Here is a 26,072-nt window from a genome sequence, read left to right as displayed (position 1 = left end):
CGGGGGGTATCGAGAAGTCATGGATACCCCAGGGGGTATCCGATGGTCATGCGGAGACCAGGACGGTCTTCCGCGATGAGAGGACGAGCCGGCTCAGGCCAGGGCGAGGAAGAGCTTCTCCAGCTGCTCCACCGACATGGGCGCCTCCTCGCCGCGGGCGCGGGCGTCCTGGCAGTGCCGCATCCCGCTGGCCACGATCTTGAATCCGGCCCGGTCGATGGCCTTGGAGACCGCGGCGAGTTGGGTGAGCACCTTGACGCAGTCCTCGCCCTGCTCGATCATCGCGATCACTCCGGCGAGCTGCCCCTGGGCACGCTTCAGGCGCACCGCGGCGTCCCCGACCATCGACTCGTTCAACTCCATACCCCCTAGGGTATCCGCCGATTGGTGTGCTTTGTCCAGAACCCCTGCGGCTCGCCGAGGCTCCTCCGGCCCTGGCACGTCATCCGATGAGGGCCGCGCCTCGGCGACATGATCCGCTGGACCGCCAGTTTCCCTTTCCGGGGAGTTCTCGCCTCCCACGGCCTCGACTTCGAGGGCTTCACCGTCGAAGGACGGGAAGCCGCACCACCGGGTTCGGGGCTCGGCTCAGGTCGTGGACGCGGTGAGGTGCCTTCGGTAGAAGGCGATCTGGTCGGCCAGGACTTCCTCGCGGATGGACGGGTCGGTGTAGAAGGTGAAGTGCGAGCCGTCATAACGCCGTAGTTCGCCTTGTGGTGCGCGGTCGGCGAGCTGCCGCGCGGTCTCTTCCGGGGTTTCGCGGTCCTGGGCGGCGACGCAGACCAGCAGCGGTCTCGTCAGGCGGGCGGCGTCCTCGGCCGGGTGGTAGCGCATCATGTCCAGCAGGCCGCGGGGGGCGATGCTGTTGCGCCACCGGGTCCGGCCGTCCTCGCCGGCCAGCAGGCGGATGTGCTGCTCGGACTCCTCGGTCGCGGCGACGGCCAGTTCCCCGGGTCTGCCGAGCATGGGGATGTAGTAGGGGCGCAGGCGCAGGGCACCGCGGAGCGCGTCCCAGAGGATGGCGGCCATCAGCTTCATCGTGTTCCAGGACGAGCGGCCCTCCACCTTGCGCGGGAACCCGTTGAAGGGGATCTGCGACACCACCGCCGCCACGCGAGGATCGCCCGACGCCACGGTGATGACGTGTGCGCCACCGAGGGAGTTGCCCCACAGCAGGATCGCGTCGGGGTCGATGTGCTCGTCGGCGCGGGCGAAGGCGATGGCGGCGCGCAGGTCCTCCCGCTGGCGCTCGAGGTCCAGGACGAGGCGCGGCTCGCCGCCGCTCTCTCCGAACCCCCTGTAGTCGAAGACCAGCGCCGCCAGCCCCGCGGCGGCGAACGCCTCCGCCTGGGGGAAGAGCCGGTCCATGGTGCCGCTGACCCCGTGGGCCAGCACCACGCAGGGCAGCGGCCCGTGCCGCTCGCCCGGCAGATGGAGGTAGCCGGTGCACGTCGCCTCGCCCGATGCGAACGACACACGCCTGTGTTCCGCCATGAGAGTCTCCCGTCACTGATCCCCGGTCGGTAAAATAGCAAAATAACTGACCCAAGGTAAGTAGGGAGGGCGAATGACCGTCCGGGGTTCCGGGACCACCGCCGAGCGGATCCTGGCCGCCGCCGGCACCCTGTTCGGCGAGCACGGCTACCGTGCGACGTCCATGCGGTCGATCGCCGAGCGGGTGGGCATCACCAAGGCGGCCCTCTACTACCACTTCGCGTCCAAGGAGGAGATCCTCCACCGCCTGACGCTGCCGCTGCTGGACGCCTACGAGAGCGCGCTGAACGCCGCCGAGGCGCACGATGATCCGGAAGTGGTGCGGTGGCGGGCGATCGAGGGGTTCGTGGACGTCGGCCTGGCCCACCGAAAGACGCTGCTCATGCTCGTCCGGGACATGACGCTGCTGGTCCAGGCCCCGGTGGCCGAGCGGTTCCGGGCCGTCATGGCACTGGCGAACGACCTGGTCTGCGGCCCCGGCCCCGACCTCGAGCGGCGGGTGCGCGCCGCGCAGGCGGTCGCCGGCCTCACCGATCCGCTGGTGCTCTTCCACGACGTCCCCGCCGAACGGCTGCGCCGCCTCCTGCTCGACGGCGCCCGGACCCTCCTGGGCGAGCCGCCCGTGACGGCGCGCCCGCCCTCCCGGCGGCGCGGGCGCGGCGGCGGGCGCCCGTCGGCGCTGAGCGAGGAGCAGGCCGCCGAGATCCGCCGGATGCACGCCTCCGGCGAGCACTCCGCCGAGTGGATCGCCGAGCGCTTCGGCGTCTCCCGCGCCACCGTCTACCGCTGTCTCAAAACCGCTTTTTGAGACCCTGTTCTGAGACTGTGTTTCGAGACGGGGCGATGTTTCGTCCCGTCCGGACGGCCTCCGAACCTCCCGCGGTGTGGGCACCAGTGCCATGCGACGAACTTCAGCCAGGTCGGCCGATGTGTTCGTCAGGGCCGTGCTCACGGGTTTCCGCGGCGATGGCCGCGGTGAGCCTGGCCAGTGCCGCGGTGATCTGGTCGGGGGTCAGGCCGAGCACCTCGCGCTGGTAGCCGTAGACCTCGGGGGCGAGGGGCGCGAGCAGGACGTCGACGAGGGCGTCGGGGGCGGGCGTGCCGGCGGCGGTCAGGAGTGCGCGCACGTGGGCGCGCCAGAACCCGTACGCGCCGGTCTCGAAGCGGGAGCGGCCCACCTCCGAGCCGAGCACCAGGTGCCGGTGGTCCTCCAGCAGGCGCACCATGGCCGTGTAGAAGGCGGCCAGCCGTTCGGCGGGCGGCGCGCCGGGGCCCAGCGGCGGCTCGCCGCGCAGCAGCCGTTCCTGCAGTTCCCGCTCGTGCTCGTCGAGTAGTGCGACGGCGATCGAGGCCCGGTCCGGATACCGGCGGTAGAGCGTGCCCCGCCCCACTCCCGCCTTCTTCGCGATGTCGTCCATCGTCACGTCCTGCGGCGTCTTCTCCGCGAAGAGCAGGGCGGCCGCCTCCAGGATCCTGGCGCGGTTGCGCGCGGCGTCGGCTCTCTCCATACCGGGATTGTATATGGACACCATGTCCGCTTATATTGAAGTGGACAGCGTGTCCACTTATCTGAGGAGAGATCATGCTGCTGCATCTGGACGCCAGCGCACGCCGGGCGTCGTTCTCGCGAAAGCTGTCGGGCGTGTACGCCGAAACCTGGCGGGCGGCCCACCCGGGGGCCGGATACGTCCACCGCGACCTGGCCGCGCGACCCGTGCCGCACATCGGCGAAGCCTGGACCGAGCTGTGCGACCACATCCTCGAACACGAGATCACCGACATCTCGCGCTACCGGGAAGCGGTCCGCACCCCCGCCCAGCACCGGGCGTGGGCCATCGTGGAGCCGCTGCTCGCCGAGGTGACGGCAGCCGACGTCATCCTGATCGGCGCGCCGATGTACAACTACTCGATCCCGTCGTCGCTCAAGGCGTGGATCGACCAGATCACCTTCCCGAAGATGTCGTTGGAGGGCCGGTCGTTCGTGGTGACCGGCGCGCGCGGCGGCGCGTACGGCCCGGGCACTCCGCGCGAACCGTACGACCACCAGGAGCGCTACCTGCGCGACTTCTTCAAGGGCCACTTCCGCGTCGAGGACGTGACGTTCATCCACGCGGAACTGGTCAACGCCCGGCACGACCCGGCGCTGGCGCATCTGCGCGACCGGCACGAGGAGTCCCTGGCGGCCGCGCTCAAAGAAGCAGCCCGGTGAACTGGCTGGCCCTCCTGCTGGCCGGGCTGGTGGAGGTGGCGTGGTCGCAGAGCATCAAGCCGACGCACAACTTCACCCGGCCGATTCCCACACTGGTCTGCCTCGCCCTCATGGCCGCCGCCGTCTGGCTGCTCTCACAGGCCATGAACACGCTGCCCGTCGGCACCGCGTACGCGGTCTTCACCGGCATCGGCGCCGTCGGCGCGATCGTCCTGGGCGCCGTCCTCAACGACGACCCCGTCTCGGCGGGCAGGACGGCGGCACTCGCCCTCATCATCGGAGGGATCGTGCTGGCCCGGATCACCGCCTGAGCCGAAAGGAAGGCGGCGGATGAGAAGCGAAGCGGTTCTCATCCGCCCCCTACCGGCGGACGTGTGATGCCGGACGCTCGGATCGACTGATGGCGCCAGGTCCAGGGGTGGACCGCCGAGTCCGAGTTCGTCCTTCCGACACGGCCGCCCGGTCGCGGTCAGCCGCGCCGGTGCCGCGGCAGCAGCAGGGCGGCCAGCGCGATGGCCAGGCCGAGCCCGGCCGCGACGAGAAAGACCCGGTCGTAGCCGACGGCGAGGGCGTCGGCCGGGGAGGTCCCGCCGGTCTCCGTCCGGGTTGCGGTGCCGGCGATCGTCGCGAGCACCGCCAGGCCGATCGATCCGCCCACCTGATTGGCGGTCTGCGCCATTCCGCCGATGGTTCCCGCGTCGTTCTCGGGCACGTCGGCGGTCGTCGCGGCCATGAGGGTGGGGAAGGTCAGACCGATGCCGACCGCGATGAGCAGCGTGGGTCCGAGCACGCCGGTGAGGTAGCCGCTGCCCGCGTGGGCCTGGGAGAGCCAGCCGAAACCGGCCAGGAAGCAGCCGCCGCCGACCTGCAACAGGAGCCGCACACCGGTTCGCGGCAGCAGGGCGGCGGCCCACCGCGCGATCGCCATGAACGTCACCGCCGCGGGTGTCTGCCCGAGCCCGGTTTCGAGCGCGTCATAGCCCAGCACGTTCTGCAGGAACAGCGAGGTGAAGTACCACATCGCGATGGCGATCCCGCCGAACAGCAGCAGCATGCCGCTGCCGACGGCGACCCCCCTGATTCGGAACAGCCGCAGGGGCGTCATCGGCCGGGTGGCGAAGCGCGCCTCCACCACGGTGAAGACGGCGAGCAGGAGCAGGCCCGCCATGAGCGGCCCGACGACCGGCGGGGACGTCCAGCCGTGATCGGTGCTCCGCATGACCCCGTAGATCAGCGCGGCCAGCCCCGCCGTCCCGGTGACCGCGCCGGTGAGGTCGAGTGGTTCCCGCCGACCGGTTCGCGTGCCGGAAAGGGACATCATGGCCGTCGCGATCAGGATCGCGCCGATCGGCACGTTGATAAGGAAGACCCACCGCCACGACAGGCCGGTGGTGAGGGCGCCGCCCGCCACCGCGCCGACCAGGCCGCCCACGCCGCCTGCGGCGGACCACGCGCCGAACGCCCTGGCGCGCTCACGGCCCTCGGTGAAGACGGTGTTGATCACCGCCAACGTCGCCGGGGCCAGCAGGGCGGCTCCCATGCCCTGCGCGACGCGGGCCGCCACCAGGACCTCGGCGGTGGTCGCCAGGCCGGCGACCAGACTCGCGACGGAGAACAGCGACAGCCCTGCGGTCAGCGTCCGGCGATGGCCGAACAGATCGGCGGCGCGGCCGCCCAGCAGCATGAACCCGCCGAAGGCGAGCAGGTAGCCGTTCACCACCCAGGCCGGACCCGCGGTGGTGAAGCCCAGGTCGCGGTCGACCGAGGGCAGGGCGACGTTCACGATGGACGAGTCCAGGATCACCATGAACTGGCAGGCGCACGCCAGCGCCAGGACCATCCACGCGGGGCCGGTCCTTGCTTCGGCGTGTCCGCGGGGCAGGGTGTTCGCGGACGGTTCGGAGGTCACAGGCGGCTCCTGAAGGCTGGAGGCGAATTCGCGGTGGGTGTCCGGCGAGCCGGACCCGCCGGTGGTGCTCATGTCCCGAGCCCCTTTCGTGTCGGCATCCGTGCCGTTCCGACGGGTGCCGGGCGGGGTCGAGGTGGCATCGCCGCTCATGCGATCCGGGAGGTCCTCTCGTCCCCGGTCGCAAGAGCGTTCTCGTCGGTGGTGCGGACGCCCGCCAGCAGCCGGATCGTGGTCTGGGCCAGCCTCCGGCCCTGGTACCGGGCCGCGTCCAGCGCCGCGGCCTGGAGGCCGTCTTCGGGCGGGCCGGTCACGGCGACCGTGCCGTAGGGGTTGCCGCCGGCGGCATACACGGTCGGGTCGGTGAATCCGGGCGGGACGATCAGCGCGCCCCAGTGGTAGAACACGTTGGCCAGCGACAGGAGCGTGGCCTCGGCGCCGCCGTGCCGGTTGAACACCGAGGTGAAGGCGGTCACCGGCTTGTCGGCCAGGCCGCCCTCCTGCCACAGCCCGCCGGCCTGGTCGATGAACTGCTTGAGCTGCGCGGCCGGCGTGCCGAACCTGGTCGGCGTTCCGAACGCCAACGCGTCGGCCCACGCCAGGTCCTCGACCGCGGCCCGGGTGATCGCCGCGGTGGCGTCGGCGTGCTGCCGCCACCGCGGGTTCTGGTCGATGGCGCTGTCGGGCGCCAGCTCGGCGACCCGCCGCAGCCGCACCCGGGCTCCGGCCGATTCGGCGCCCTCGGCGACGGCCTGCGCGAGCGCGTGGACGGTGCCGGTCGCGCTGTAGTAGATGACGGCGATCTTCACGGTCATGCGGACTCCTTCGAGGTCGCATAGAGTTAGTTATGCGGATAACGTTAGCCGCATAATAATTATCCGCATAACCAACTTGTCAAGGAGGGTCCGTGGACTTCGACCAGGCCGACGCCGTCAACCAGGCCATCCGGCTGCTGAGCCTCCGCCATCGGGCCAGGATCGCCGCACTGCTGGCCCCGCTCGGCCTGCACCCCGGCCAGGAGGCGCTGCTGCTCGAACTCGCCCGGACCGGCCCGATGATCGGGGCCCAGCTCAGCGAGGCGCTCGGCGTGGAGCCGCCCAGCGTCACGCTCATGGCCCGCAAGCTCGAAGCCGCCGGCCACATCCGCCGCACACCCGCCCCCGACGACAGGCGCGCCAGCATCGTCGAACTCACCGAGAGCGGCAAGACGCTCGCCGAACAGGTCAAACAGCTATGGTGCGCCCTGGCGGAGGAGACCGTGGCCGGCCTGCCCGCCCGGACCGCGGCCGAACTCCCCGGCCTCCTCAACACCCTGACGGGCAACGTCGACACCAAGCGCCCCCGTCCCCCCGCACGGCCCTGAACCTCCGAAGCCACCGGGCCGCGAAGCAGGCACGGGCGACCGTCCGGCTCGGGTGCGGAGCCTTCCGCTCAAGCCGTGCTTCGGCACCTGCGACACCAGGTGCCGATCAACCGGGCATGCGGCGGCGGAGCGCAAGGCCCGGGCGCTGTCAGGCGTCGGGTGTTCCGTGGGAAGCGCTCCACAGGGCGGTGATCTCGGTGGCGCGCTGGAAGTGCGGGGCAGGATCCCTTCCGAGGAGGCGGGCGAGCTCGCCCAGGGTGCGGGCGGGCGGCTGCATGGCGACCGCCAGGCTCTCCAGACCGGCGGGCGGGCCGTCGCGGTGGGGCAGCAGGGTCTCGTACAGTTCTGCGGCCTCCCGTTCGTCGCCCAAGGCGATCACGGTCATGGCACGGAAGGTGCAGAACATCGTGAAGAAGAAGTCCGGCTGGATCGGTGCGGCGGACTCGTGGAGGCGGCGTGCCTCGTCGAGCCGGCCCGCGGCGGCGTTCGCGGCGGCGAAGACTTCGGCGAACAAGGGGAACAGCTCGGGTGGGGCGGTAGCGATCTCGGCGGTGAAGCCGGCCGGCGTGCCGCGTGACACCGCCAGAGTCGCGCGCGTGAGCAGGCTGAATCCGACGGTGTGCAGGGAACCCTGCTCGGCCATCGCCCCGGTCGCCACGGCGTAGTGGCGTTCCGCGTCGTCCAGACGTCCCCCGGCGTGGGCGAGGGCGGCTCGGGCGTTCTCGCAGACGGCGGTCGCTTCGGGCATCCGGTAACGGCGGGCCAGTTCCGCCGCCTCGGAGATCAGGGCGTGCGCCTCGCCGGGGCGTTGCCCCCGCACGGCGGCTCCGGCGAGGTTGAACGTGCCTGACCACGAAGCGGCGGGAATGTCGTGTTCGGTGCCCAGGGCGCGCAGCTCGTGGGCGTGTTCCGTCTGAGGGCCGGTCTCACGGTAGTCGTGTTCACGGCCGAGCGTGAAGAGCGTCAGTACGCGCAGCTTCAGGTCGCCCAGGCTCCGCGCGATGCCAACGGCCTCTTCGGCGGCGGCTCGTGCGCTCGCGTCGCCGGTGCCTGACAGTTCGGCGGCGTAGGCGTCGAGGAGGCGGCACCGGACGTCCGGAGCGAGGCCGTCGCGTTCCAAGAGGCGGGAGAGCAGTCCTACGAGATGGTCGTCGACGACTCCGTAGGGGCGAAGCAGCCAGGGGGCGGGTTCGGTCCACGCGGTGAAGGCGGCCAGCAGCAGGTCGTCGCGCCCGGCCTTCTCCGCCAGGTCGACGGTGCGTCGACGGGTGGCGCGGGCGTCCTGGACCGCGCCCGCGCGCGCCTGGGCGCGGAGCAGCCGGCCCAGCAGGTCGATGCGGGTGGTGTCGTCCCGGTCCGGGAGGCGTTCGAAGGACTCCAGGGCCTGGGTGAGCAGTTCGACCGCCGTTTCGTGCGCGTAGCGGTTCTCGGCCAGGTCTGCGGCTCGGACGGCGTACTCGATCGCTTTGGCGGCGGTCGTGGCGGAGGCGGCGCGGTGGAAGTGGTACGCCAGCGTCGGCGCGTCGTCGGGGGCGAGGCGTTCCAGAGCCGCGCCCAGCCGGGCGTGCATGCGGGCGCGGCGCAGTGCGCTGAGGTCGGCGGTCATCGTGTCCCGGACGAGCGCGTGCGTGAACCGGATCCGGCCCGGCGCCCGCTCGGTGAGCAGTCCGGCGACGAGCCCGGCGTCGAGCGCGTCCAGCACCCCGTCCTCGTCGGTGTCGGCCGCCATGACGAGCGCGTCCACGTCGGCCTCGCGGCCCGCGAGCGCGGCCAGGCGCAGAACGGTGACGGCGGGCTCGGGCAGGCGTGCGAGACGGCGGCGCAGCACGTCGCGCACGCCCTCGGGGACCTCCGAAGTCGCCACGAGCGCGCCCTCGCTGCTGAGCAGCCTCGCGCTCTCCCGGACGTAGAAGGGGTTGCCGCCGGTGCGTTCCGCGAGCGCGGCGACCGTGGCGGCGTCCACGCCGGTGTCGCATTCGGCGGCGATGAGCCGGGCGACCGCCGGCTCGGGCAGGCCGCGCAGGGGCAGGCGCAGCGGGGAGCGGCGGGCCAGGACGGCCAGCGTGTCGGTGAGTCGCGCGCCGATCTCGTCGGCCCGGAACGCGGCGACCACGAGCAGGGGCGCGTCGCCGGAGAGGGCGGCCAGCAGCGTGAGGGTCTCGGCGTCGGCCCAGTGCAGATCGTCGAGCATGACGGCCAGGGGGCGCTGCCGGGCCGCGTCGTTCAGCCAGTTCCAGACGGCCCGGTGGAGACGGAACCGGCCGGCCGTGGTGTCGCGGGATCCTGTGGTGGACGTGTCCCGTAGCAGCGGCGCGACCGCCTCGGGGGCCGGGACGTGCCGGGCGAGGACGGTGAGGGCCTCCGTCCAAGCCCATGCCGGGGGCGCGCTCTCGCTCTCCGGGCAGCGGCCGGTCATGACGAGCCGGCCGTTCCGTTCCAGGACGTCGGCCAGTCGCGTCAGCAGTGCGGTCTTGCCCAGTCCGGCCTCGCCGGTGACGAGTGCCACGCGCAGGCCGCCGCCTTCGCCCGCCAGTCCGGTCAGCGCGGCCAGTTCGTCGTCGCGGCCCAGGAAGAGCTCGCGGTCGGGGACGGGTGCGGGGGCCGGCAGGGAGACGGGCGAGGGGTGTCCGAAGACGCCGGTGCACTGTTGGAGGATCGCCGTCTCCAGGTCGGTCAGCGCGGGACCCGGATCGAGGCCGAGTTCGTCGGCGAGCATGGCGCGGGCCTCGCGGAGAGCGGTGAGGGCGTCGGCCTGGCGGCCCGAGTTCCACAACGCCAGCGCCAGCATGCGCCAGCCCTCCTCGCGGAGCGGCTCGTCGCCGGTGAGGAGTTCGGCCTCGGGCACGGCCCCGGCGGCGTCACCCGCGCGCAGCAGGGCCGCGACGTGCTGCTCGCGGGCGGTCAGGCGCAGTTCGTTCAGGCGGCTGATCTCGGCCTGCGTCCACGGCTCGTCGGCGAACTCCTCGAACGCCGGACCGCGCCACAGCGCCAAGGCCTCCGCCGGCCGTTCGGGATCCCGGACGAGCGCGTCGAAGCGCCAGACGTCCACGGCGTCGTCGGGGAGGCGCAGCGCGTAGCCGGGCGCGGCGGAAACGAGTACCCGTGCCGGGGCGCGCGGTGGGCGCTCGGGTTCCAGCAGCCTGCGCAGGTTGGAGATGTATGCCTGCAAAGAGGTGACGGCCCGGGCGGGGGGCTCGCCGTGCCACAGGTCCTCGATCATGCGGTCCACCGAGACGACCCGGCCGTGCGCGGCGACCAGCAGTGCCAGCACGGCCCGCTGCCTCGGCCCGCCCAGCGCCACCCGCGCGCCCGACACCTCGACCTCGAACGCCCCGAACACCCGAATTCGTACCATCGCGGCTTCATCGTAATGTCCTCGCCGATCTCCAAGTCGCTTTCCAAGTCGGCTCCATGACGCCCGGAGCAGCCTTAAGGACATGAACGACATGAGCACCGACACGATCCGCGCCGCCCACCCGTTCACCCACTCCATGGTCGTCATCCACCGCGGCATGCGCCGCGAGTCGCGCCTGCTGGCCGAGTTGGTCGGCGCGACCCGGCCCGGTGACCGCCGCCGCGCCCGCGCGCTCGCCGCGCACCTGTCGGACTACCTGATCGGCCTGCACAACCACCACCACGGCGAGGACGAGCTGATCTGGCCGCTGCTGCTGTCGCGGGTGGACCTGGACGCCGACGTCGTCCTGCGGATGGAAGCCCAGCACGAGAAGGTCGCCGCGACCATCGAACGGCTCCGCGGCCTCATCGGGCCGTGGACGCGGTCGGCGGACGCCGCCCTCCGCGACGCCCTGGTCTCCGCGCTCGCCGAGCACCGCGCCGTCCTGGTCGAGCACCTGGACGACGAGGAGGCGCACCTGCTGCCGCTCGCCGAACGCCACCTCACCGAGGCCGAATGGAACGCCCAGGGCGAGCACTTCGTCCAGCACACCCCCAAGACGAAGATCCTGACGCTGCTCGGTGTCGTCCTCGAAGACGCGACCCCGCAGGAGCGCGCGGAGTTCCTCGCCGGGCTGCCCGCCCCGGCCCGCGCGATCTGGCGGCTCTACGGGGAACGCCACCACGCGGCCCGGATGAGGCGGCTCCGCGAGGACGTCCGCACGTCCCGCACCGGCACCGTCATCGCCGCCCTCACCGGCGCCGGCATCACCTACGTCGGGCTCAGCTACCTTCTCGACCCGGTGGGCACCGCGTCGGGCTTCGGCCTTCCAGCCTGGCCGACCGGCGACGAAGCCGCGTGGCTGAACATCAAGGGCGTCCGCGACCTCGGCACCGGCCTCACCGTCTTCGCGCTGCTGGCCGCAGGCAAGCGCGAGGCGCTCGGCTGGGTGATGCTCGCGTTCGCGACGATCCCCGCCGGGGACATGCTGACGATCCTCGCCCACCACGGCTCGACGGCGGCGGCGTTCGGCATCCACGGCGCGACGTCCGCGGCGGTGCTCGCCTCCGGCCTGCTGCTCCTGCGCGCCACCCGCCGCTGACCGCGCGGCCGAGGCCGCGTGAAGCGGTCCGGGGCGGACCAGAACCCTGGATCTCTTCACATGACCGACGCCGGCCGCTCAGCCTTGGCCGAGCGCGCTCGCCACGGCCTGCCGCAGGCTCGTCGGCGCGCGGCCGAGGACGCGGCGCAGGTCGTCGGTCTGCCGCTCCAGCGCCCCGGACCGGGCCAGCCCCATCAGGAAGCCCATCGGTCCCGAAGGCCCGTCGGCGTCCTCGCGATATTCGATCTTCTTCCCGGTGGCCTCGCCGAGTGCCTCGGCGAGCTGCGGATATGTCCACAGCGGCCCCGTCAGGTCGTAGCCGCGCCCCAGGTGCGCGTCCTCGGTCAGGACGTTAGCGGCGGCCTCGGCCAGGTCCGCCCGGAGCGCGGTGTTGAGGCCGCGCCCACCCGTGCCGCTGACGAGGTCGCCGGACTCGACCGCGTCGCGGAGCCCGGTGCCGATGAACGCCTCGCTGTAGAACGGGTGCCGCAGCATCGTGTATCCGAGTCCGCTGTCGATGATCGCCCGCTCGGTGGCGTGGTGGGCGGCGTTCATGCCCTCGCCGCTCCGGTCGGCACCGAGAAAACTGGTGTAGGCGATGGCTTGGACGCCGCCGACGCCGGCCGCGTCGATCGCGGCGAGATGCTGCCGGATCCGGCGGTCCGGAGCCAGTTCGGGCGAGGAGATCAGCAATAGCCGCTCGGCACCGCGGAACGCCGACCGCAGGCTCGCCGGATCGTCGTAGTCCCCGTGCCGTACGTCAACGCCGAGCGCGGCCAAATCGGCGCCCCGGACGGGGTCGCGTACGGCGGCGACGACCTCCCCGGCGGGCATCCGGGTCAGGAGCCGCTCGATGACCAGCCGGCCGAACGCGCCGGCGGCCGCGGAGATGACGATCATGTGGTTGTCCCTTGCCATGGGCGAGCCGGCTCACCTGTTGATCCAGCGGGTGTCAGACAACACCCGGCCGCCGGATCGTGCCACCGAATTTTTCGAGAAGCGCCCGCGGGCCGCGGCCGGTTCCTCCCCTCACCTTTGCGGGCTGACTCCCGCGACGGCCAGGCCGAGGAGCCGCTCCGCCTCGGTGCCGGGATCCGGGTGGTGCTCCGTGGCCAGGACGATGCCGGTGACCAGCGTGATCAGGTCTTCGATGGTCATGCCCGGTGCCACCGCCCCGTCCTTCGCGGCACGGAGCAGCAGCGGGCGGCCCGCTTCGGAGAGTTGCGCCGCGCAGGTGTTCACGTCCTGCGGATCGAAGCCGGCCGCCCCCTCGGGGATCAGCGCGGCGGCCAGTCCCCGGGTGGACGCGGCGTACGCCGTGAGGGCGCTCAGCCACTCCAGCAGCGCGGCCCGCGTGTCGGCCGCGTCGGCCAGGTCGCGCCCGCGGGCGCACAGGACCTCGATCCGCTCGTGGAAGACCGCCTCCAGCAGCGCGCGCCGAGTGGGGAAGTGCCGGCGCACGGTGGCCGAGCCGACTCCGGCCGTGCGGGCGATCTGCTCCAGGGAGGCGTTGGCGCCGTGTGCGGCGACCTCCTCCTCCGCCACGGCGAGGATGCGCGCGTAGTTGCGCCGGGCGTCCGCGCGCTGGGTGGACATGGCGTCTCCTCCGGGTTGCCAAGTGGCGGGGTCCTCCGTATCGTACCGAAAGGGAAATGGCGGGGCCCGCCGTTTCGTCTCCACGCCTACATGAGGAGCGCCATGTCCACAGAAGCCGCACCCGTCCTGGTCGTCGGCGCCACAGGCCGGCAGGGCGGCGCCACCGCCCGCGCCCTGCGAGCGGCGGGTGTTCCCGTGCGGGCGCTGGTCCGCGACCCCGGCGCCGACCGGGCCAGGGCCGTCGAAGCACTCGGCGCCGAACTGGTCACCGGCGACCTCTACGACCGCGACTCGGTGACCCGGGCCGCCGAAGGGGCCCGCGCCGTCTTCTCGGTGCAGATGCCCGACATGAACGGACGCCTCTTCGAAGGCGAACTGACCCAGGCCGTCAACCTGATCGAGGGCGCGCTGGCCGCAGGCGTGCCGCAGTTCGTGCACTCGTCCGTCTCCGGCGCCGGGCGGCACACCGAGGCCCCGGGCTGGGCCGAAGGCCGCTGGGTCTCGATGGAGCCCTACTTCGCCACCAAGGCCGGGATCCAGGACCGGGTCCGTGAAGCGGGCTTCCGGCACTGGACGCTCATCAAGCCGGGCTTCTTCATGGAGAACCTCCTGCCCTCCGAGGCGTTCCTGATCCCCCGCGGCGTCGAGGGCGGCCTGGCGAGCGTCCTGAAGCCCGAGACGCGGGTGTCCCTCGTCGCGGTCGACGACATCGCCAGGGCGGCCGCCTCCGCCATCGCCGCACCCGAACTGTTCGACGGTGTCGAACTGGAACTGGCCGGCGACTACCTGACGATGAACGACATCGCCGAGATCCTCTCCCGCAGCCTGGGAACCGAGCTGACCGCACCCGACATGACCCTGGAGGAGGCCACCGCCGCCGGAATGCCGGCCATGGGCGCCGGGCACGAATGGCTGAACGTGGCGGGCCAGCCCGCTCGCCCGGAATACGCGCGGGCACTCGGCATCCCGATCACCGGTTTCGAGGAATGGACACGGAAGCACCTGCGAGCCACGGCTTGACGCGATCCGGGCCGTTCCTCACGATCTTCGGCAGCCGGCGCTCCACCGGATCCTTCTTGTGCCCCCGTTCGTGAGCGGCGTTGATCCCGATACCGCCGACGAGCCATCTATACGTCCGGCTTCGCACGTCGGGTCGATTCTTGCCATGATCACGCACCAGGCAAGTGTCGTGCCCGCATCGCCGGAAAAGGATGTCCGATGCGATCCAAGCTCCCCGTCGTGCAGCGTCTCGTCGCCGCGTCAGCGGTCGCCCTCGCCGCCACTGCCGCCGCCTTGAGCGTTCCCTCCTCCGCGAGTGCGGCCTGGGGCGGCCCCGCCACCCTCAAGGCGGGTAAGCACTGCGTCAAGTACCAGGCCATCCTCTGGAGCAAGAACGGCGTCAACAAGGCCACCGGCGGCCGTACCAAGTCGTGGGGCAACTGCGGCTGACCCGTCCTCTCCGCCCGCCACGCCCCCGCACGGCTCCACGAGCGGTATCCGGCGTGGCGGGCTCCCGACGGTCGAGCGGCGGGCGGTCAGCCGCGGCGGGGGGTGACGAGGCCGGATTCGTAGGCGAACACCACGAGCTGGGCGCGGTCCCTGGCGTGCAGTTTGGTCATCGCTCTGCTGACGTGCGTCTTCGCGGTGGTGGGGCTGATCACCATGTGGGCGGCGATCTCGTCGTTGGACAGGCCGCGGGCCACCAGGGCGGCGACCTCGCGTTCGCGGTTGGTCAGCACGTCGAGTCCCTCGGGGGTGGGCTCGGGGCGGCGGGCGACGAACTCGCCGATCAGGCGGCGGGTGATCGCGGGGGACAGCAGAGCGTCGCCTCGGGCCGCGACCCTGACGCCCTGCAGCAGGTCGGTCGGCTCGGTGTCCTTGACCATGAAGCCGCAGGCTCCGGCGCGCAGGGCGTTGAAGACGTACTCGTCGAGGCCGTAGTTGGTGAGGATCACGACGTGGACGCCGCTCAGCCGCTCGTCGGCGGCGATCAGCCGGGTCGCCTCGATGCCGTCCATCACCGGCATCTGGATGTCGAGGAGGACGACGTCGGGACGGTGCTCGACGGCGAGTGCGACGCCCCGCTCGCCGTTCGCGGCCTCGGCCACCACCTCGATGTCGTCCTCGATCTCCAGCAGGGCCCGGAATCCGCCGCGGATGAGCGCCTGGTCGTCCACGAGGAGTACGCGGATCATGAGGGGTCTCCCAGGGGAAGCTCGGCGCGGACGGTGAAGCCGCCTTCGGGGCGGGGCTCGGCCCGCAGGCGGCCGCCGAGTGCCGCGACGCGCTCGCGCATGCCGAGCAGGCCCGTGCCGGGGACGGGCGGCGCGTCCGGATCGGCCTCGCCGTCGTCGTCGACCTGGACGACCAGCCCCTCGTCCGCGTAGTCGATGCGTACTGCCGCAGCCGCTTCGCCGGCGTGTCTGGAGACGTTGGTGAGCGCCTCCTGGACGATCCGGTACGCGGCCCGGTCCACCTCGGACGGCAGCTCCCGTCGCGTGCCGGAGATCGTCACCGTGGCCGGCAGTCCGGTCGAGCGGGCCCGCTCCACCAGGCCGTCGAGGCGGTCGAGGCCGCTGGGCAGGGCGTCGCCGTCGGAGCGGTCGGGCTCGCGCAGCACCTCAAGGGTGGCGCGCAGTTCGCGCATGGCGTCGCCGCTGGCCTCCTGGATGGCCAGCAGCGCGGGGGGCACCTCCTCACCTCGCCTGCGTGCCAGGTGGACGGCCACCCCGGCCTGGACCTTGATGACCGAGATGCTGTGGGTGAGGGAGTCGTGCAGTTCCCTGGCGATGCGCAGCCGCTCCTCGCCCGCGCGGCGCCTGGCCGTCTCCTCGCGGGTGCGCTCGGCCTCGGCGGCCCGCTGCTCGGCCTCCTCCAGGTACGCCTGCCGGTGCCGGGTCACCGTCGCCGCCACGCCCGCCGCCACGAACCAGCCGAGCAGCAGCACGGTGCTCGGGAGGTTCTGCAGGGAGCCGTCGGCGCCGGGCAGGTTCGCCACCAGGTCGACGCCGAGGAAGAGCGCGCTCGCCAGCACCGCGACGAGCAGACGGCCGGCCCTGATCGCGGCGAACACCGCGACCATCATGGGGAAGGCGGCCGTCGGGCCCGACTGGACGTGTCCCGCGACCACGATCATGCAGACCGTGCTGACGAGCAGCGACACCAGGGGCGCCCGCCGCCAGGCGACGAGCGCGAGCGAGCCGGCGAGGGCGGCCACGAGTTCCACCGCGCCCGCGCGCGGCGTGGTGAACACGACGACCGACACCAGGAGGGCCATCCCCGCGGCGAGCAGGCCGTCCTGGGCGAGCGGCCTCCACCGGTCCATGAAGCTCATTCGCGTAGGTTAGGAGGTTTTCCGCCTGGAGTCCTCCGCCGCCCGGCGTAAGAAATCACTACTCCCCACGGTGTAGGACGGCCGTTCCTGCTTCCCGGGTGACAGGCGGAAGAGCCTCTCCCGGTACGACGACCACCGACCGGGCCGAAAGCCACGATGTCCGGCATGTACACGATCCGAGCCCAGCGCGGGTTCCCCTCCACGAGCCCGGAGAACCACCGTCCCCCTGTATCGAGATCCGCCACGAGCGGAACCGCCGCCATCGTCCCGCGCGGGCGATGGCACCGCATCGAGTCGAACACTCTCGGCAACATCATGGCCGTCACTCCGCCGCGCGGCATCCGGCTGGAAAAGCGGACCGAGGAGAGGACATGAGCGAGAGCACCGCCACGGAGCGGCCACCGTTGGGCATCCGGTTGGTGCGTGTCCTGGAAAGGAAGCCGGACTGGTCGGCGATGACGGCCGGGGAACTGGTCGCCTTCCGCGACGCGGCGAACCGCAAGCGGGCATCCCGTCCGGCGCGGCTGATCACCGGGTTTCCTGATCGCGGCGCCACGACCCGGTGGCGGGAAGTGGCACTGCCCGACCGCAGCCTCCGGGTCCGGGTGTACCGGCCCTCGGCCGGGCGCGGCGTCGGGGGCGCCGACCGGGCCGGCCTGCCGCTCGTGCTTCACGTGCACGGAGGCGGATTCGTGGGCACGGCGGTGCAGAGCGACTGGGTGAACAGCCACCTCGCCGCACGGCTGCCCGCGGTCGTCGTCTCGGTCGAGCACCGCCTCCTCGACCCGGAGACTCCACTGTCCGCGGCCGCCGACGACGGCTGGGACGTTCTCCAGCATGTGGTGCGGCACGCCGCGCAGTGGGGAGCCGACCCGACGCGAACCGCCGTCTTCGGTGAGAGCACCGGCGCGATGGTCACCGCCCTGGCCGCGATCCGGGCCAGGGGCACCGGCCTGCTCCTGCGGGCACAGGTGCTGGTCAACCCCCCTGTCGACCTGACCTCGGCGGGGTTCGAGCACGCCTCGATGATCCGGCACGCCGACAGCCCGACCCTCACCATGCCGCAGATGCGGCTGCTCCAGCGGCTCGCCGTTCCGCCGGGAACGGACCCTCGTGCGGTGTCGCCGCTGTACGCCGATGACCTGAGCGGGCTGGCCCCTGCGCTCGTGGTGGTGCCGACCATTGACCCGCTCGCCGATCACGGCCGCTGTTACGCCGAACGGCTGCGGGCGGCCGGAACGCCTGCGCGGCTCACCGAATATCCCGGAGCGACGCACTCGTTCCTCAGCATGCCGGGCGTGGTGCCGCAGGCGAAGGCCGCGCGGGCGGAGATCGCCGAGTTCCTCCGAGGGGCCCTCACCGGGTGACGGTTTCGGCCTGCCGGGTCGTGTTCAGATCATCGGCTCGGCCATGGGCCCGGTCAAGACGAAATTGATGAAGACGGGAGAGCGATGACCACCACCGACCTTGCCGAAGAGAGGGAGCGGCCCGCACCGCCACCGGATGCCGTTCCCGAGGCGGGACCGAGCACGGCAGGGATGCTGCGCCCCTACGGGTGGAGTTTCGCCGCCGTTGTGACCCTGCAGGTGATCGGCGCCGTCGCGGGTCTGGCGCCACTGCTGGCGGTCGTCGAACTGGGCCGTGCCCTGCTGTCGTCCGGCCCGATCGATCACGATCATGTCTGGATGGTCGTGACCGCGGGCGCGGTCGGGTTGTTCGTCCGGCTGCTGTTCACAGGTGCGTCGTCCGGAATCGGGCATGTTCTCGACGACCAGGTGCAGCTGGCGTTCCGCCGTCGGCTGGCCGCGCGGCTGGGGCGCGTGCCGATCGGCTGGTTCTCCCGGCGCCGGACCGGCGAGCTGGCCAAACTCGTCGGGGAGGACGTGAGCGCCGTGCACCCGTTCATCGCCCACGCCCCCGGCGAGCTCGTCGCCGCCTTCGTGGTGCCGCTGGTGTCGCTGGTCTACCTGTTCACCGTCGACTGGCGGCTCACGCTGATCACCCTGGCACCGGTGTTGCTGGCGGTGGCGCTGGTCCCCTTCATGATGACCCCGGCCCGGCTGCGTGAGCAGGAGGAGTTCGACGCGGCCATGGGACGGATCGCGAGTTCGGTCGTCGAGTTCGTCCAGGGCATCTCGGTGGTCAAGGCGTTCGGCGGCTCCGAGCGCTCCCACCACAGGTTCCGCACGTCCACGGACGATTTCGCCGACGTCTTCCTCCGGATGGTGCGCGGGCTCTCCGTGCCCGCCGCCGGGATGCAGGTGGCGCTGTCACCGCCGTTCGTGCTGCTCGCCGTGCTGATCGGCGGCACGGTCCTGATCACGAACGGTTCCCTGGCCGCGGCCGATCTGCTGCCCTTCCTGCTGCTCGGGCTGGGGCTGACCGCTCCGGTGGCGGCTCTGGGCCACGGCTTCGACGATCTGCAGGCGGCCCGGCGCGCGGTCGGCCGGATCCGGGACGTGCTCGCGGTGCCGTCGCTGCCCGAGCCCGCGCACCCGGTCGCGCCGCGGGGGCATCGGATGGAGCTGCGTGACGTCCGGTTCGGTTACGAAGCCGGTCACGAGGTGCTGCGCGGAATCGACCTGGTGCTCGAGCCGGGGACGGTCACCGCGATCGTGGGACCGTCGGGAAGCGGAAAGTCCACGCTGGTCCGGTTGCTGCCGCGGTTCTTCGACCCGACCCATGGTTCCGTCGTCCTGGGCGGTGTCGATCTGCGCGAGCTCGGCAGCCGTGAGCTCTACCGGACGGTCTCCTTCGTCTTCCAGGACGTCCGTCTGCTGCGCGCGTCGGTCGCGGACAACATCGCGCTGGCGGTACCGCACGCCGGCCTCGACGACGTGGTCCGCGCCGCCCGGCTGGCGAACGTCCACGACCGGATCCTCGAGCTGCCGCGCGGATACGACACGGTGATCGGCGAAGAGGCCGGCCTGTCGGGCGGCGAGGCGCAGCGGCTCTCGCTCGCCCGCGCCCTGCTGGCCGACACGCCCGTCCTGGTGCTCGACGAGGCGACCGCCTTCGCCGACCCGCACACCGAACAGGCGGTGCGCCGGGCCCTGACGACGCTGGGCCGCGACCGGACGATCCTGGTCATCGCCCACCGCCTGGAGACGGTCGCCGACGCCGACACCGTCGTGATGCTGGAGAACGGGTCGATCGTCGAACACGGCAGGCCCGCGGAGCTGCTGGCACAGAACGGGAAGTTCGCCGCGTTCTGGCGATCCCATCGATCGGCGGTCGCCGACGAGACCGAAAACCACGGTGGCGTGACGCGAGGAGACGAGCCCCGATGATTCGCATGCTGCTGCGTGTGCTGGGCCACGAGTACGCCCGGCCGGTGCGCCGCACCGTGGCCCTGATGACGACGACCGCCGTGGTCGAGGGCCTTTCCTACGCGCTGCTGGGGGGCACGCCCGCGGACGCCCGGCCGTGGCTGGTCGCGTTCGGAGCCGCGGTCGCGGTCTACGCGGTGCTGCGCTACGTCAGCGATCTGTCCGGTTTCCGCGTCGGGACCACGCTGCTGCGCGGCGTCTACCACCGGCTCGGCGATCACCTGGCCCGCCTGCCCCTCGGCTGGTACGACGCAGGCCGTGTCGGAGAGGTGTCGGTCATGGCCAGCCGCGGCGTCCTGCAGGCGATGGGCGTGATCGCGCACCTGCTGGCCCCGTTCGTCTCCGCCTGCGTGACCCCCCTGACCATCATCGCCGTGATGCTCGCCTTCGACTGGCGCATGGGGCTGGCCGCTCTGGTCGCCGCCCCGGTCGTGGCGGCGATCCAGATCTGGACGGGGCGCTCGATGGCCGCCGCCGACGCGGAGCGCCACGAACGCGACCGTGAGGCCGGCGGACGGGTCGTCGAATACCTCCAGGCCCAGCCGGTGCTGCGTGCCGGCGGCCGGACCGCCGAACGTTTCCGGTCGCTCGACGACTCGCTGCGTGAAGTCCAGCGCGCGTCCCGCCGCACCGTGCTTTCGGCACTGCCCGGCATGGTGGGCCTGGCGCTCGCGGTGCAGGCGACGTTCACCGTGCTGCTGGTCCTGGGTGCCCGCCTCGCGCTCGGCGGGGACATCGGCGCGGCGGAGGTTCTGGCGATCCTGGTGCTGGCCGCCCGCTGCGCCGATCCGCTGCTGTCGCTTTCCGATATCGGCGGCAAGCTCCGTGGCGCCCGTTCCGAACTGGCCGGACTCGACGCGGTGCTGCGCACCGAGCCGCTGCCGGAACCCCGCGAACCGGTCCAGCCCGCAGGCCACGGACTGGAGTTCGCGTCCGTCACCTTCCGGCACGGCGACCGCACGGTGATCGACGACGTGTCGTTGTCCGTGCCGGAAGGGCAGCGGCTCGCCGTCGTCGGACCGTCGGGCGGAGGCAAGAGCACCCTGCTCCAGTTGCTCGCGCGGTTCTACGACGTGGACGCGGGCGCGGTGCGCGTGGGCGGCGTGGACGTGCGCGCGATCAGCACGGAGGTGCTGATGGCGCAGATCGCCATCGTCTTCCAGGACGTCTACCTCTTCGACGGCACGATCGAGGAGAACATACGCCTCGGCCGCCCCGACGCCGACGAGGCCGAGGTGCGTGCGGCGGCGACCGCCGCGCGGCTGGACGAGGTGATCGAACGGCTCCCCGGCGGATGGGCGGCGAACGTCGGCGAGGGCGGCGCACTGCTGTCGGGCGGTGAGCGCCAGCGTGTCTCGATCGCGCGGGCGCTGCTGAAGAACGCGCCCGTCGTGCTGCTGGACGAGGTGACCTCCGCACTGGATCCGGTGAACGAGGCGGCCGTCCACGAGGGCATCGAGCGCCTGATGGCGGGCCGGACGGTGGTGATGGTGGCGCATCGCATGCGGACCGTCCGACGCGCCGACCGCATCGTCTTCCTGGACGGCGGCCGGATCGTGGAGGAGGGCCGCCACGACGAACTGCTGCACCACGGCGGCCGTTACGCCGATTTCTGGAATGTCTCCCTGGCACCGGCGACACACGGATGAACCGTTCGGGCCGGGAACGCGGAAGGCCCGGACCTGGAGGTCCGGGCCGTGGGCGCGGTCGCTCCCCGCGCTCAGCGGGGCGGGTCCTCGGCCTCGTCCGCTTCCCTGCCCTTCAAAGGGTCGCCCTGGCGGGTGCCGCCCTCCGGGCCGGGAGCCTCGGCGGCGTACCCCTCGGCGGCGCCGGCGGTGCCGGGGATCACGCGGGGGCGGGGCCGCTCCTCCAGGCCCGAGTGCGAGCCTGGCCCGCGGTCTGCCGGGTCGCCCTCCGGGACGAGCCGGTCCTTGCCCTGGCGCTCTTCCCCGTGCGGCTCCCGCCGGTCCCGCTCGGCGGCCCCGGCCCGTTCAGACTCGGTCTCTTCGGACATCTTCCGCTCCTTCCCTCGTATTTCGTGTGGTCATGACCTCCACCGTCCCGGTTTGCCCGGATTGGCTCCTCCCACACCCCAGCTGGAAAGACTTCACTCCGGCTGCCCAAGGCTTGCCCGGACCCCCGCAGGTGCTTGGAGGCCGACGGCGCCGTCACGAGCGGGGGCTTCGACCGGCACGCGCGAGCCCGCGGTCAGTCGGCGAGGCCGTGGCGGAGGGCGAAGATGACGGCCGCGGCCCGGTCTCGGAGCTCCAGCTTGGTGAAGACGCGGCCGATGTGGGTCTTGACGGTTCCCTCGGCGATGTTCAGGCGGGAGGCGATCTCCGTGTTGGTGGCGCCGACGCCGATCAAGGAGAGCACTTCGCGCTCCCGCTGCGACAGTCCGGTGATGAGGACCGTTTCCGCTGCCCGCCGCGGGCGGAGGTCCGAGCGGTAGGCGGCGAAGACCTGCGGTACGACGGCGGGGTCCAGCCAGCCCTTTCCCTCGGCCACCTCCCGCGTCGCCTGGATGATCTGCTCGCAGGGGGCGTCCTTGAGGACGAAGCCGGCCGCACCGGCCGTGAGCGCGGCGGCGATGACGTCCGGGTCGTCGAACATCGTGAGGATGAGGACCGCGGGCGCCTCGGGGCGGCGGCGCAGCAGACGGGTCGCCTCGGCGCCGTCCATGCGCCTCATGCGCACGTCCATGAGCACGACGTCGGGACGGTCGCGCGTGACGGCCCGCTCGACCTCGTCCCCGTCCGAGCACTCCCCCACGACCTCGAGGCCGGGTTCGCCGTCGAAGATCCGGATGAGACCGGAGCGCGCGAGCTGCTGGTCGTCCACGAGCAGCAGTCTGGTCATCTGGCGGCCCTTCCCACGGGGATCGTCGCCTGGACCGTCCAGCCCGGCCCCTCCGGTTCGGCCCGCAGGGCGCCGCCGAGCGCCGTGACCCGTTCCCGCATGCCGACCAGGCCCAGGCCGCCGCCCGCCGGACGTCCCCCGGCGGCCGTGGAACCCTGATCGGTGACGGTCACGCGGGCGAGCCTCTTCCCGACGTCCACGGTGACGGAGGCGGCCGCGCCCGGTGCGTGCCGTGCGGTGTTGGACAGCGCCTCCTGCACGACCCGGAAGATCGCGAGCCCGGTCACGGGGTCGACGGAGCCCAGGTCGCCGCGGGTGGCGAGGTCGACGGCGAGGCCGCCGGAGCGGAGCTCCTCGACGAGTCCGCCGATGTCCTCGGCGGCCGGAAGCGCCCGGGCCGTCGCGCTCTCCGCCCGGACGGGGTCGCGCAGCAGGATCAGCCCGCGATGGACGTCGCGCACACTCTGCCGGCCTGCCCGTTCCGCCTCCTCCAGGGCCTCGATCACCGCCCGGGTGTCCTCCCGGGAGGCGGCGAGGCGGGCCGCGCCGATGTTCAGCAGCGCCGCGCCCAGACCGTGCCCGACCAGGTCGTGGACCTCGCGGGCGATCTTCCGGCGCTCCTCGGCGAGGGCTTCGCGGTCGAGCCGCAGGCGCGCCTCGTAGAGCATGCCGTGGACCCTGAAGACCGAGCCGAGCAGGAGGAACCCGACCTCCCACAGGAACCAGGCCGGCCAGAGGGGGAAGTCACCGGCGAGCAGGTGCCTGGCCGGGGCGAGCAGGAGCGTCACCGGCACGCACCAGGCAAGATCACGCCCTCGGCCCAGGACCGCCAGGTGGATCCAGACGGGCGCCGTGGCCACCGCCAGGGCGGCGTCCGCGTAGCCGCCCTCGGTGAAGGGGAAGGGCCAGAGCCCGCCGGGATCGTCGACGGCCGCCGGAGCCAGGAGCAGCGGCGTCAGGGCCGCGATCGCGAGGAACGGCACCCGCACGGGCGGAGGCCGCCACGGCCGCGCTGCCTGAAGACCCCAGATCAGGACGAACCCGGCGACAAGCGCGGTCCGGGCGGCGGGAAGCGGGGAGAGGACGACCGCCAGAACCGCCCACGACACCCCGACCAAGGAGATGAACCGCAGCAGAGGTCTCGGAGGGGCACCACTCAGGAAAACGGCATGGATCCGTCCCATGGCCAGATCCTAAGCATCACGCGGCCGCGTCGTCATCAGACCGCGGTCGGATCGGATCCGACCACGGTGGCAGCCGCGCGGACGACCGGCGGCCGATGTGGTGACGCCCGCCCGCCGCAGACACTGACGTCATGAGATTCCAGGCGCTGAACCGCATGGTACGGATGTCGGCACTCCCGCTGGGCGTCGCCAGACGGGCCGGGCTCGCGGGCGGGCTGAAGGTCCTCGGCAGGCTCACCGACGAATCCGCGTTGGAGCTGCACGAGCAGACGGCCGACCAGCTCTTCGAGGTGCTGGGCGGCCTCAAGGGCGGAGTGATGAAGTTCGGCCAGGTGCTCTCGGTGTACGAGGCTGTGCTGCCGCCTTCGATCTCCGACGTCTACCGGCGGCGGCTGGTCCTCCTGCAGGAAGCGGCCCGCCCGGAGAGCGCCGAGATGGTCCACCGCGTGATGGAGCAGGACATCGGCCCCGACTGGCAGGACCTCTTCGCCTCCTTCGAGTTCGACGCCGCCGCGGCCGCGTCGCTCGGCCAGGTGCACCGGGCCGTGTGGCACGACGGCCGCCCCGTCGCGGTCAAGGTGCAGTACCCCGACGCCGGGGAGCAGCTCCTCGGCGACCGCGACCTGCTCGTCTTCGCGATGCGCTGGTTCACCTCGCTCGTCGCCCCCGAGCTCGACGGCAGGGCACTGGCCGGAGAACTGATGGACCGGATCGCCGAAGAGCTCGACTACGCGCAGGAGGCACGGTCCCAGACCGCCTTCCGCTCCGGCTTCGCCGACGATCCCGATTTCCGCATCCCCGAAGTCGTCCGGCAGGACGGCCGGGTCCTGGTCTCCGAATGGATCGGCGGCACGCCGCTGGCGCAGATCATCTCGTCGGGCGGCCAAGCGGAGCGCGACCGCGCCGGCCTGCTGCTCACCCGCCTCATGTTCTCGGGCATCCCCCGATGCGGCCTCATGCACGGCGACCCCCACCCCGGGAACTTCCGACTGGACGACGACGGCCGTCTGGGCGTCCTGGACTTCGGCGCCGTCCACCGCCACCGGCCCGGCACCGAGCCCCCTCTCCAGAAGTGGATGCGCGTCCACCTCGCGGAAGACCCCGAGGAACTGCTGCGCGTCCTGCGCGAGCTGGAGTTCCTCTCCCCGGACGTACGCGTGGACGCCGGACGCCTGAAGGACCTCTTCGACCGGACCGGCGCCCCGGTGCGCGCCGACCTCTTCAAGTTCGACGCCGCCTACCTGCGCGACACGCTGGGGGGACTCACCGACTCGATGTCCGTCGGCCTCGGCCTGGCCTTCCCCCCGGACCTCGTCCAGGCCCAGCGGGCGATCGGCGTCGCCATCGCGGTCCTGTGCCGGCTCGAGGCCGAGATCCCCTTCCGGGACGAGGGAATCCGCTGGCTCGACCCGACTCCGCCGAGTTCATCCACATATGTGCTGTGACATGCATAATCATGGCCATCTGGCACTAAAAACGCCTGGTAGGCGTTTGAAGCTCATGACGGCCCCCTCCTCCGCGCACCAGAACAGGGCCGGGATCCACGCCTCCCTACTATGACATTTGTAGTAGAAGCAGTTACCGTCTCTTCGGGTCCTGTGGTCTGCGATCGGGGCTGCGGGAACACGAACGAACGGAGAAATCATGGCGATCACACTCACCAAGGAAGACGGAGCGGCCGACCTCACCGGCGTCACCCACATGTCCGTCGGCGTCGCCTGGGACCCCTCCGCGGGGGCCAGCGGCGGGATCCTCGGCCTGGCCCGGCGGAAGAAGGGCGTCGACCTCGACCTGATCGCGGTCCTCATGCAGGGAGCGGAACCGGTGCGGTTCGCCGGACTGGACTCCCTGGACCCGCTCGGCAACGGCTCCGTCAAGCACTCCGGCGACGAGCAGACCGGCGCGGCCGAGGGCGACGACGAGACCGTCCACGTCACCTTCGCCGACATCCCCGCCGCGATCACGTCCATCGTGTTCATCGCCTCCGCGTTCAAGCGGGGCAGTTCGTTCGACAAGGCCAACAACGTCTCGTTCAAGGTCTACGACGCGACGGGCGGCTCCAGCACCCAGGTGGCCGACGTCTGGCCGTCCCTGCTCGGCGCCGACAACGCCAACGCCATCTGCCGCGCCTTCCGCAACGGGAACACCTGGCAGCTGGAGGTCCTCAACCGCACCGGCAAGATCAAGCAGGGCGACCGCCAGGGCCTGATCCGCTTCGCCATGCAGTAGCGAAGCCGCGGCACCGGGCCCCGGCGGAACGCCGGGGCCCCGCGGCATGGACACGGCACGGGACCCCGGCCGA

25 protein-coding genes are annotated in these 26,072 nt (G+C 72.1%); 12 read left to right on the top strand and 13 right to left on the bottom strand.

Features of this window, described 5'->3' with window-relative positions; translation table 11 throughout:
• Positions 1–93: 93 nt before the first annotated feature.
• Entirely contained in the window at positions 94–363 is a 270-nt protein-coding gene (locus ABD327_RS18500; protein WP_344451714.1) for a metal-sensitive transcriptional regulator, read from the bottom strand.
• Between the two features lie 225 nt (positions 364–588).
• On the bottom strand, positions 589–1,494 hold the full coding sequence (locus tag ABD327_RS18495; RefSeq protein WP_344451713.1) for an alpha/beta hydrolase: 906 nt from the start codon (positions 1,492–1,494) through the stop codon (positions 589–591).
• Between the two features lie 73 nt (positions 1,495–1,567).
• Between ABD327_RS18495 and ABD327_RS18490 the strand changes: the two genes are divergently transcribed.
• Positions 1,568–2,302, top strand: a complete 735-nt coding sequence (locus ABD327_RS18490; RefSeq protein WP_344451712.1) for a TetR family transcriptional regulator — start codon at positions 1,568–1,570, stop codon at positions 2,300–2,302.
• 103 nt (positions 2,303–2,405) lie between these two features.
• Here ABD327_RS18490 and ABD327_RS18485 read toward each other — a convergent pair whose 3' ends face one another.
• On the bottom strand, positions 2,406–3,002 hold the full coding sequence (locus tag ABD327_RS18485) for a TetR/AcrR family transcriptional regulator (RefSeq protein WP_344451710.1): 597 nt from the start codon (positions 3,000–3,002) through the stop codon (positions 2,406–2,408).
• Positions 3,003–3,076: 74 nt separating this feature from the next.
• Between ABD327_RS18485 and ABD327_RS18480 the strand changes: the two genes are divergently transcribed.
• Together ABD327_RS18480 and ABD327_RS18475 are read left to right on the top strand one after the other, a co-directional pair.
• Complete coding sequence (locus ABD327_RS18480) at positions 3,077–3,703, top strand: FMN-dependent NADH-azoreductase (RefSeq protein ID WP_344451709.1); 627 nt, start codon at positions 3,077–3,079, stop codon at positions 3,701–3,703.
• The gene (locus ABD327_RS18475) at positions 3,700–4,014 is read left to right on the top strand and encodes a DMT family transporter (RefSeq protein ID WP_344451708.1); all 315 of its coding nucleotides are present in this window, start codon (positions 3,700–3,702) and stop codon (positions 4,012–4,014) included. Before ABD327_RS18480 ends, ABD327_RS18475 begins: the two co-directional genes overlap by 4 nt.
• Positions 4,015–4,172: 158 nt before the next feature.
• Here ABD327_RS18475 and ABD327_RS18470 read toward each other — a convergent pair whose 3' ends face one another.
• Together ABD327_RS18470 and wrbA are read right to left on the bottom strand one after the other, a co-directional pair.
• Positions 4,173–5,684, bottom strand: coding sequence for an MFS transporter (locus ABD327_RS18470; RefSeq protein WP_344451707.1), 1,512 nt, complete (start codon positions 5,682–5,684; stop codon positions 4,173–4,175).
• 74 nt (positions 5,685–5,758) lie between these two features.
• A complete protein-coding gene (wrbA, locus tag ABD327_RS18465; protein WP_344451706.1) occupies positions 5,759–6,424 on the bottom strand; it encodes an NAD(P)H:quinone oxidoreductase in 666 nt (221 codons plus the stop codon).
• A 92-nt stretch (positions 6,425–6,516) separates the two neighbouring features.
• Between wrbA and ABD327_RS18460 the strand changes: the two genes are divergently transcribed.
• Positions 6,517–6,972, top strand: coding sequence for a MarR family winged helix-turn-helix transcriptional regulator (locus tag ABD327_RS18460; protein WP_344451705.1), 456 nt, complete (start codon positions 6,517–6,519; stop codon positions 6,970–6,972).
• Positions 6,973–7,120: 148 nt separating this feature from the next.
• Here the strand turns inward: ABD327_RS18460 and ABD327_RS18455 are convergent, their stop codons facing one another.
• A complete protein-coding gene (locus ABD327_RS18455; protein WP_344451704.1) occupies positions 7,121–10,327 on the bottom strand; it encodes an ATP-binding protein in 3,207 nt (1,068 codons plus the stop codon).
• 91 nt (positions 10,328–10,418) lie between these two features.
• Between ABD327_RS18455 and ABD327_RS18450 the strand changes: the two genes are divergently transcribed.
• On the top strand, positions 10,419–11,468 hold the full coding sequence (locus tag ABD327_RS18450; protein WP_425547154.1) for a DUF4267 domain-containing protein: 1,050 nt from the start codon (positions 10,419–10,421) through the stop codon (positions 11,466–11,468).
• Between the two features lie 78 nt (positions 11,469–11,546).
• Here the strand turns inward: ABD327_RS18450 and ABD327_RS18445 are convergent, their stop codons facing one another.
• Both ABD327_RS18445 and ABD327_RS18440 read right to left on the bottom strand, forming a co-directional pair.
• Positions 11,547–12,368 carry an NAD(P)H-binding protein gene (locus tag ABD327_RS18445; protein WP_344451701.1) on the bottom strand — a complete coding sequence of 274 codons (822 nt, stop codon included), beginning with the start codon at positions 12,366–12,368 and terminating at the stop codon, positions 11,547–11,549.
• Positions 12,369–12,497: 129 nt separating this feature from the next.
• Positions 12,498–13,064, bottom strand: coding sequence for a TetR/AcrR family transcriptional regulator (locus tag ABD327_RS18440; RefSeq protein ID WP_344451700.1), 567 nt, complete (start codon positions 13,062–13,064; stop codon positions 12,498–12,500).
• 102 nt (positions 13,065–13,166) lie between these two features.
• Here ABD327_RS18440 and ABD327_RS18435 point away from each other — a divergent pair, with 102 nt between their 5' ends.
• Complete coding sequence (locus tag ABD327_RS18435; RefSeq protein WP_344451699.1) at positions 13,167–14,084, top strand: NmrA family NAD(P)-binding protein; 918 nt, start codon at positions 13,167–13,169, stop codon at positions 14,082–14,084.
• Between the two features lie 198 nt (positions 14,085–14,282).
• Complete coding sequence (locus ABD327_RS18430) at positions 14,283–14,513, top strand: hypothetical protein (RefSeq protein WP_344451697.1); 231 nt, start codon at positions 14,283–14,285, stop codon at positions 14,511–14,513.
• Between the two features lie 86 nt (positions 14,514–14,599).
• Here ABD327_RS18430 and ABD327_RS18425 read toward each other — a convergent pair whose 3' ends face one another.
• Entirely contained in the window at positions 14,600–15,259 is a 660-nt protein-coding gene (locus tag ABD327_RS18425; protein WP_344451696.1) for a response regulator, read from the bottom strand.
• Positions 15,256–16,398: a sensor histidine kinase gene (locus tag ABD327_RS18420; RefSeq protein WP_344451695.1), complete on the bottom strand. Its 1,143-nt coding sequence runs from the start codon at positions 16,396–16,398 to the stop codon at positions 15,256–15,258. The genes ABD327_RS18425 and ABD327_RS18420 overlap by 4 nt, the downstream gene beginning before the upstream one ends.
• Before the next feature lie 371 nt (positions 16,399–16,769).
• On the opposite strand from ABD327_RS18420, the gene ABD327_RS18415 reads away from it, so the two are divergent.
• The 3 genes from ABD327_RS18415 to ABD327_RS18405 all read left to right on the top strand — a co-directional run bounded on the left by ABD327_RS18415 (position 16,770) and on the right by ABD327_RS18405 (position 21,376).
• Entirely contained in the window at positions 16,770–17,765 is a 996-nt protein-coding gene (locus tag ABD327_RS18415) for an alpha/beta hydrolase (protein WP_344451693.1), read from the top strand.
• An 84-nt stretch (positions 17,766–17,849) separates the two neighbouring features.
• Positions 17,850–19,688: an ABC transporter ATP-binding protein gene (locus tag ABD327_RS18410; protein WP_344451691.1), complete on the top strand. Its 1,839-nt coding sequence runs from the start codon at positions 17,850–17,852 to the stop codon at positions 19,686–19,688.
• Positions 19,685–21,376 (top strand): ABC transporter ATP-binding protein, encoded by a 1,692-nt coding sequence (locus ABD327_RS18405; RefSeq protein WP_344451689.1) that lies wholly within the window; start codon positions 19,685–19,687, stop codon positions 21,374–21,376. The genes ABD327_RS18410 and ABD327_RS18405 overlap by 4 nt, the downstream gene beginning before the upstream one ends.
• Positions 21,377–21,447: 71 nt before the next feature.
• On the opposite strand, the gene ABD327_RS18400 is transcribed toward ABD327_RS18405, so the two are convergent.
• From ABD327_RS18400 to ABD327_RS18390, 3 genes are all read right to left on the bottom strand, one after another.
• Complete coding sequence (locus tag ABD327_RS18400; RefSeq protein ID WP_344451688.1) at positions 21,448–21,741, bottom strand: hypothetical protein; 294 nt, start codon at positions 21,739–21,741, stop codon at positions 21,448–21,450.
• 194 nt (positions 21,742–21,935) lie between these two features.
• The gene (locus ABD327_RS18395) at positions 21,936–22,586 is read right to left on the bottom strand and encodes a response regulator (protein ID WP_344451687.1); all 651 of its coding nucleotides are present in this window, start codon (positions 22,584–22,586) and stop codon (positions 21,936–21,938) included.
• On the bottom strand, positions 22,583–23,770 hold the full coding sequence (locus ABD327_RS18390) for a sensor histidine kinase (RefSeq protein WP_344451685.1): 1,188 nt from the start codon (positions 23,768–23,770) through the stop codon (positions 22,583–22,585). Before ABD327_RS18390 ends, ABD327_RS18395 begins: the two co-directional genes overlap by 4 nt.
• A 131-nt stretch (positions 23,771–23,901) precedes the next feature.
• Here ABD327_RS18390 and ABD327_RS18385 point away from each other — a divergent pair, with 131 nt between their 5' ends.
• Together ABD327_RS18385 and ABD327_RS18380 are read left to right on the top strand one after the other, a co-directional pair.
• On the top strand, positions 23,902–25,215 hold the full coding sequence (locus ABD327_RS18385) for an ABC1 kinase family protein (protein ID WP_344451684.1): 1,314 nt from the start codon (positions 23,902–23,904) through the stop codon (positions 25,213–25,215).
• A 199-nt stretch (positions 25,216–25,414) separates the two neighbouring features.
• Positions 25,415–25,999, top strand: coding sequence for a TerD family protein (locus ABD327_RS18380; RefSeq protein ID WP_344451683.1), 585 nt, complete (start codon positions 25,415–25,417; stop codon positions 25,997–25,999).
• Positions 26,000–26,072 lie beyond the last annotated feature (73 nt).

It is taken from the genome of Actinocorallia aurantiaca (assembly GCF_039533685.1).
Lineage (GTDB): Bacteria > Actinomycetota > Actinomycetes > Streptosporangiales > Streptosporangiaceae > Actinocorallia > Actinocorallia aurantiaca.
The sequence above is the reverse complement of the archived record's forward strand: the minus strand, read 5'-3'. Positions and strand labels throughout refer to the sequence as shown.

Coding starts and splice junctions, on each gene's coding strand:
- ABD327_RS18400 (WP_344451688.1), bottom strand. CDS start 21,741: ATGTCCGAAGAGACCGAGTCTGAACGGGCCGGGGCCGCCGAGCGGGAC.
- ABD327_RS18470 (WP_344451707.1), bottom strand. CDS start 5,684: ATGAGCACCACCGGCGGGTCCGGCTCGCCGGACACCCACCGCGAATTC.
- ABD327_RS18440 (WP_344451700.1), bottom strand. CDS start 13,064: ATGTCCACCCAGCGCGCGGACGCCCGGCGCAACTACGCGCGCATCCTC.
- ABD327_RS18385 (WP_344451684.1), top strand. CDS start 23,902: ATGAGATTCCAGGCGCTGAACCGCATGGTACGGATGTCGGCACTCCCG.
- ABD327_RS18485 (WP_344451710.1), bottom strand. CDS start 3,002: ATGGAGAGAGCCGACGCCGCGCGCAACCGCGCCAGGATCCTGGAGGCG.
- ABD327_RS18390 (WP_344451685.1), bottom strand. CDS start 23,770: ATGGGACGGATCCATGCCGTTTTCCTGAGTGGTGCCCCTCCGAGACCT.
- ABD327_RS18445 (WP_344451701.1), bottom strand. CDS start 12,368: ATGATCGTCATCTCCGCGGCCGCCGGCGCGTTCGGCCGGCTGGTCATC.
- ABD327_RS18405 (WP_344451689.1), top strand. CDS start 19,685: ATGATTCGCATGCTGCTGCGTGTGCTGGGCCACGAGTACGCCCGGCCG.
- ABD327_RS18415 (WP_344451693.1), top strand. CDS start 16,770: ATGAGCGAGAGCACCGCCACGGAGCGGCCACCGTTGGGCATCCGGTTG.
- ABD327_RS18420 (WP_344451695.1), bottom strand. CDS start 16,398: ATGAGCTTCATGGACCGGTGGAGGCCGCTCGCCCAGGACGGCCTGCTC.
- ABD327_RS18395 (WP_344451687.1), bottom strand. CDS start 22,586: ATGACCAGACTGCTGCTCGTGGACGACCAGCAGCTCGCGCGCTCCGGT.
- ABD327_RS18500 (WP_344451714.1), bottom strand. CDS start 363: ATGGAGTTGAACGAGTCGATGGTCGGGGACGCCGCGGTGCGCCTGAAG.
- ABD327_RS18380 (WP_344451683.1), top strand. CDS start 25,415: ATGGCGATCACACTCACCAAGGAAGACGGAGCGGCCGACCTCACCGGC.
- ABD327_RS18480 (WP_344451709.1), top strand. CDS start 3,077: ATGCTGCTGCATCTGGACGCCAGCGCACGCCGGGCGTCGTTCTCGCGA.
- ABD327_RS18495 (WP_344451713.1), bottom strand. CDS start 1,494: ATGGCGGAACACAGGCGTGTGTCGTTCGCATCGGGCGAGGCGACGTGC.
- ABD327_RS18450 (WP_425547154.1), top strand. CDS start 10,419: ATGAGCACCGACACGATCCGCGCCGCCCACCCGTTCACCCACTCCATG.
- ABD327_RS18430 (WP_344451697.1), top strand. CDS start 14,283: ATGCGATCCAAGCTCCCCGTCGTGCAGCGTCTCGTCGCCGCGTCAGCG.
- ABD327_RS18455 (WP_344451704.1), bottom strand. CDS start 10,327: ATGGTACGAATTCGGGTGTTCGGGGCGTTCGAGGTCGAGGTGTCGGGC.
- ABD327_RS18425 (WP_344451696.1), bottom strand. CDS start 15,259: ATGATCCGCGTACTCCTCGTGGACGACCAGGCGCTCATCCGCGGCGGA.
- ABD327_RS18490 (WP_344451712.1), top strand. CDS start 1,568: ATGACCGTCCGGGGTTCCGGGACCACCGCCGAGCGGATCCTGGCCGCC.
- ABD327_RS18410 (WP_344451691.1), top strand. CDS start 17,850: ATGACCACCACCGACCTTGCCGAAGAGAGGGAGCGGCCCGCACCGCCA.
- wrbA (WP_344451706.1), bottom strand. CDS start 6,424: ATGACCGTGAAGATCGCCGTCATCTACTACAGCGCGACCGGCACCGTC.
- ABD327_RS18435 (WP_344451699.1), top strand. CDS start 13,167: ATGTCCACAGAAGCCGCACCCGTCCTGGTCGTCGGCGCCACAGGCCGG.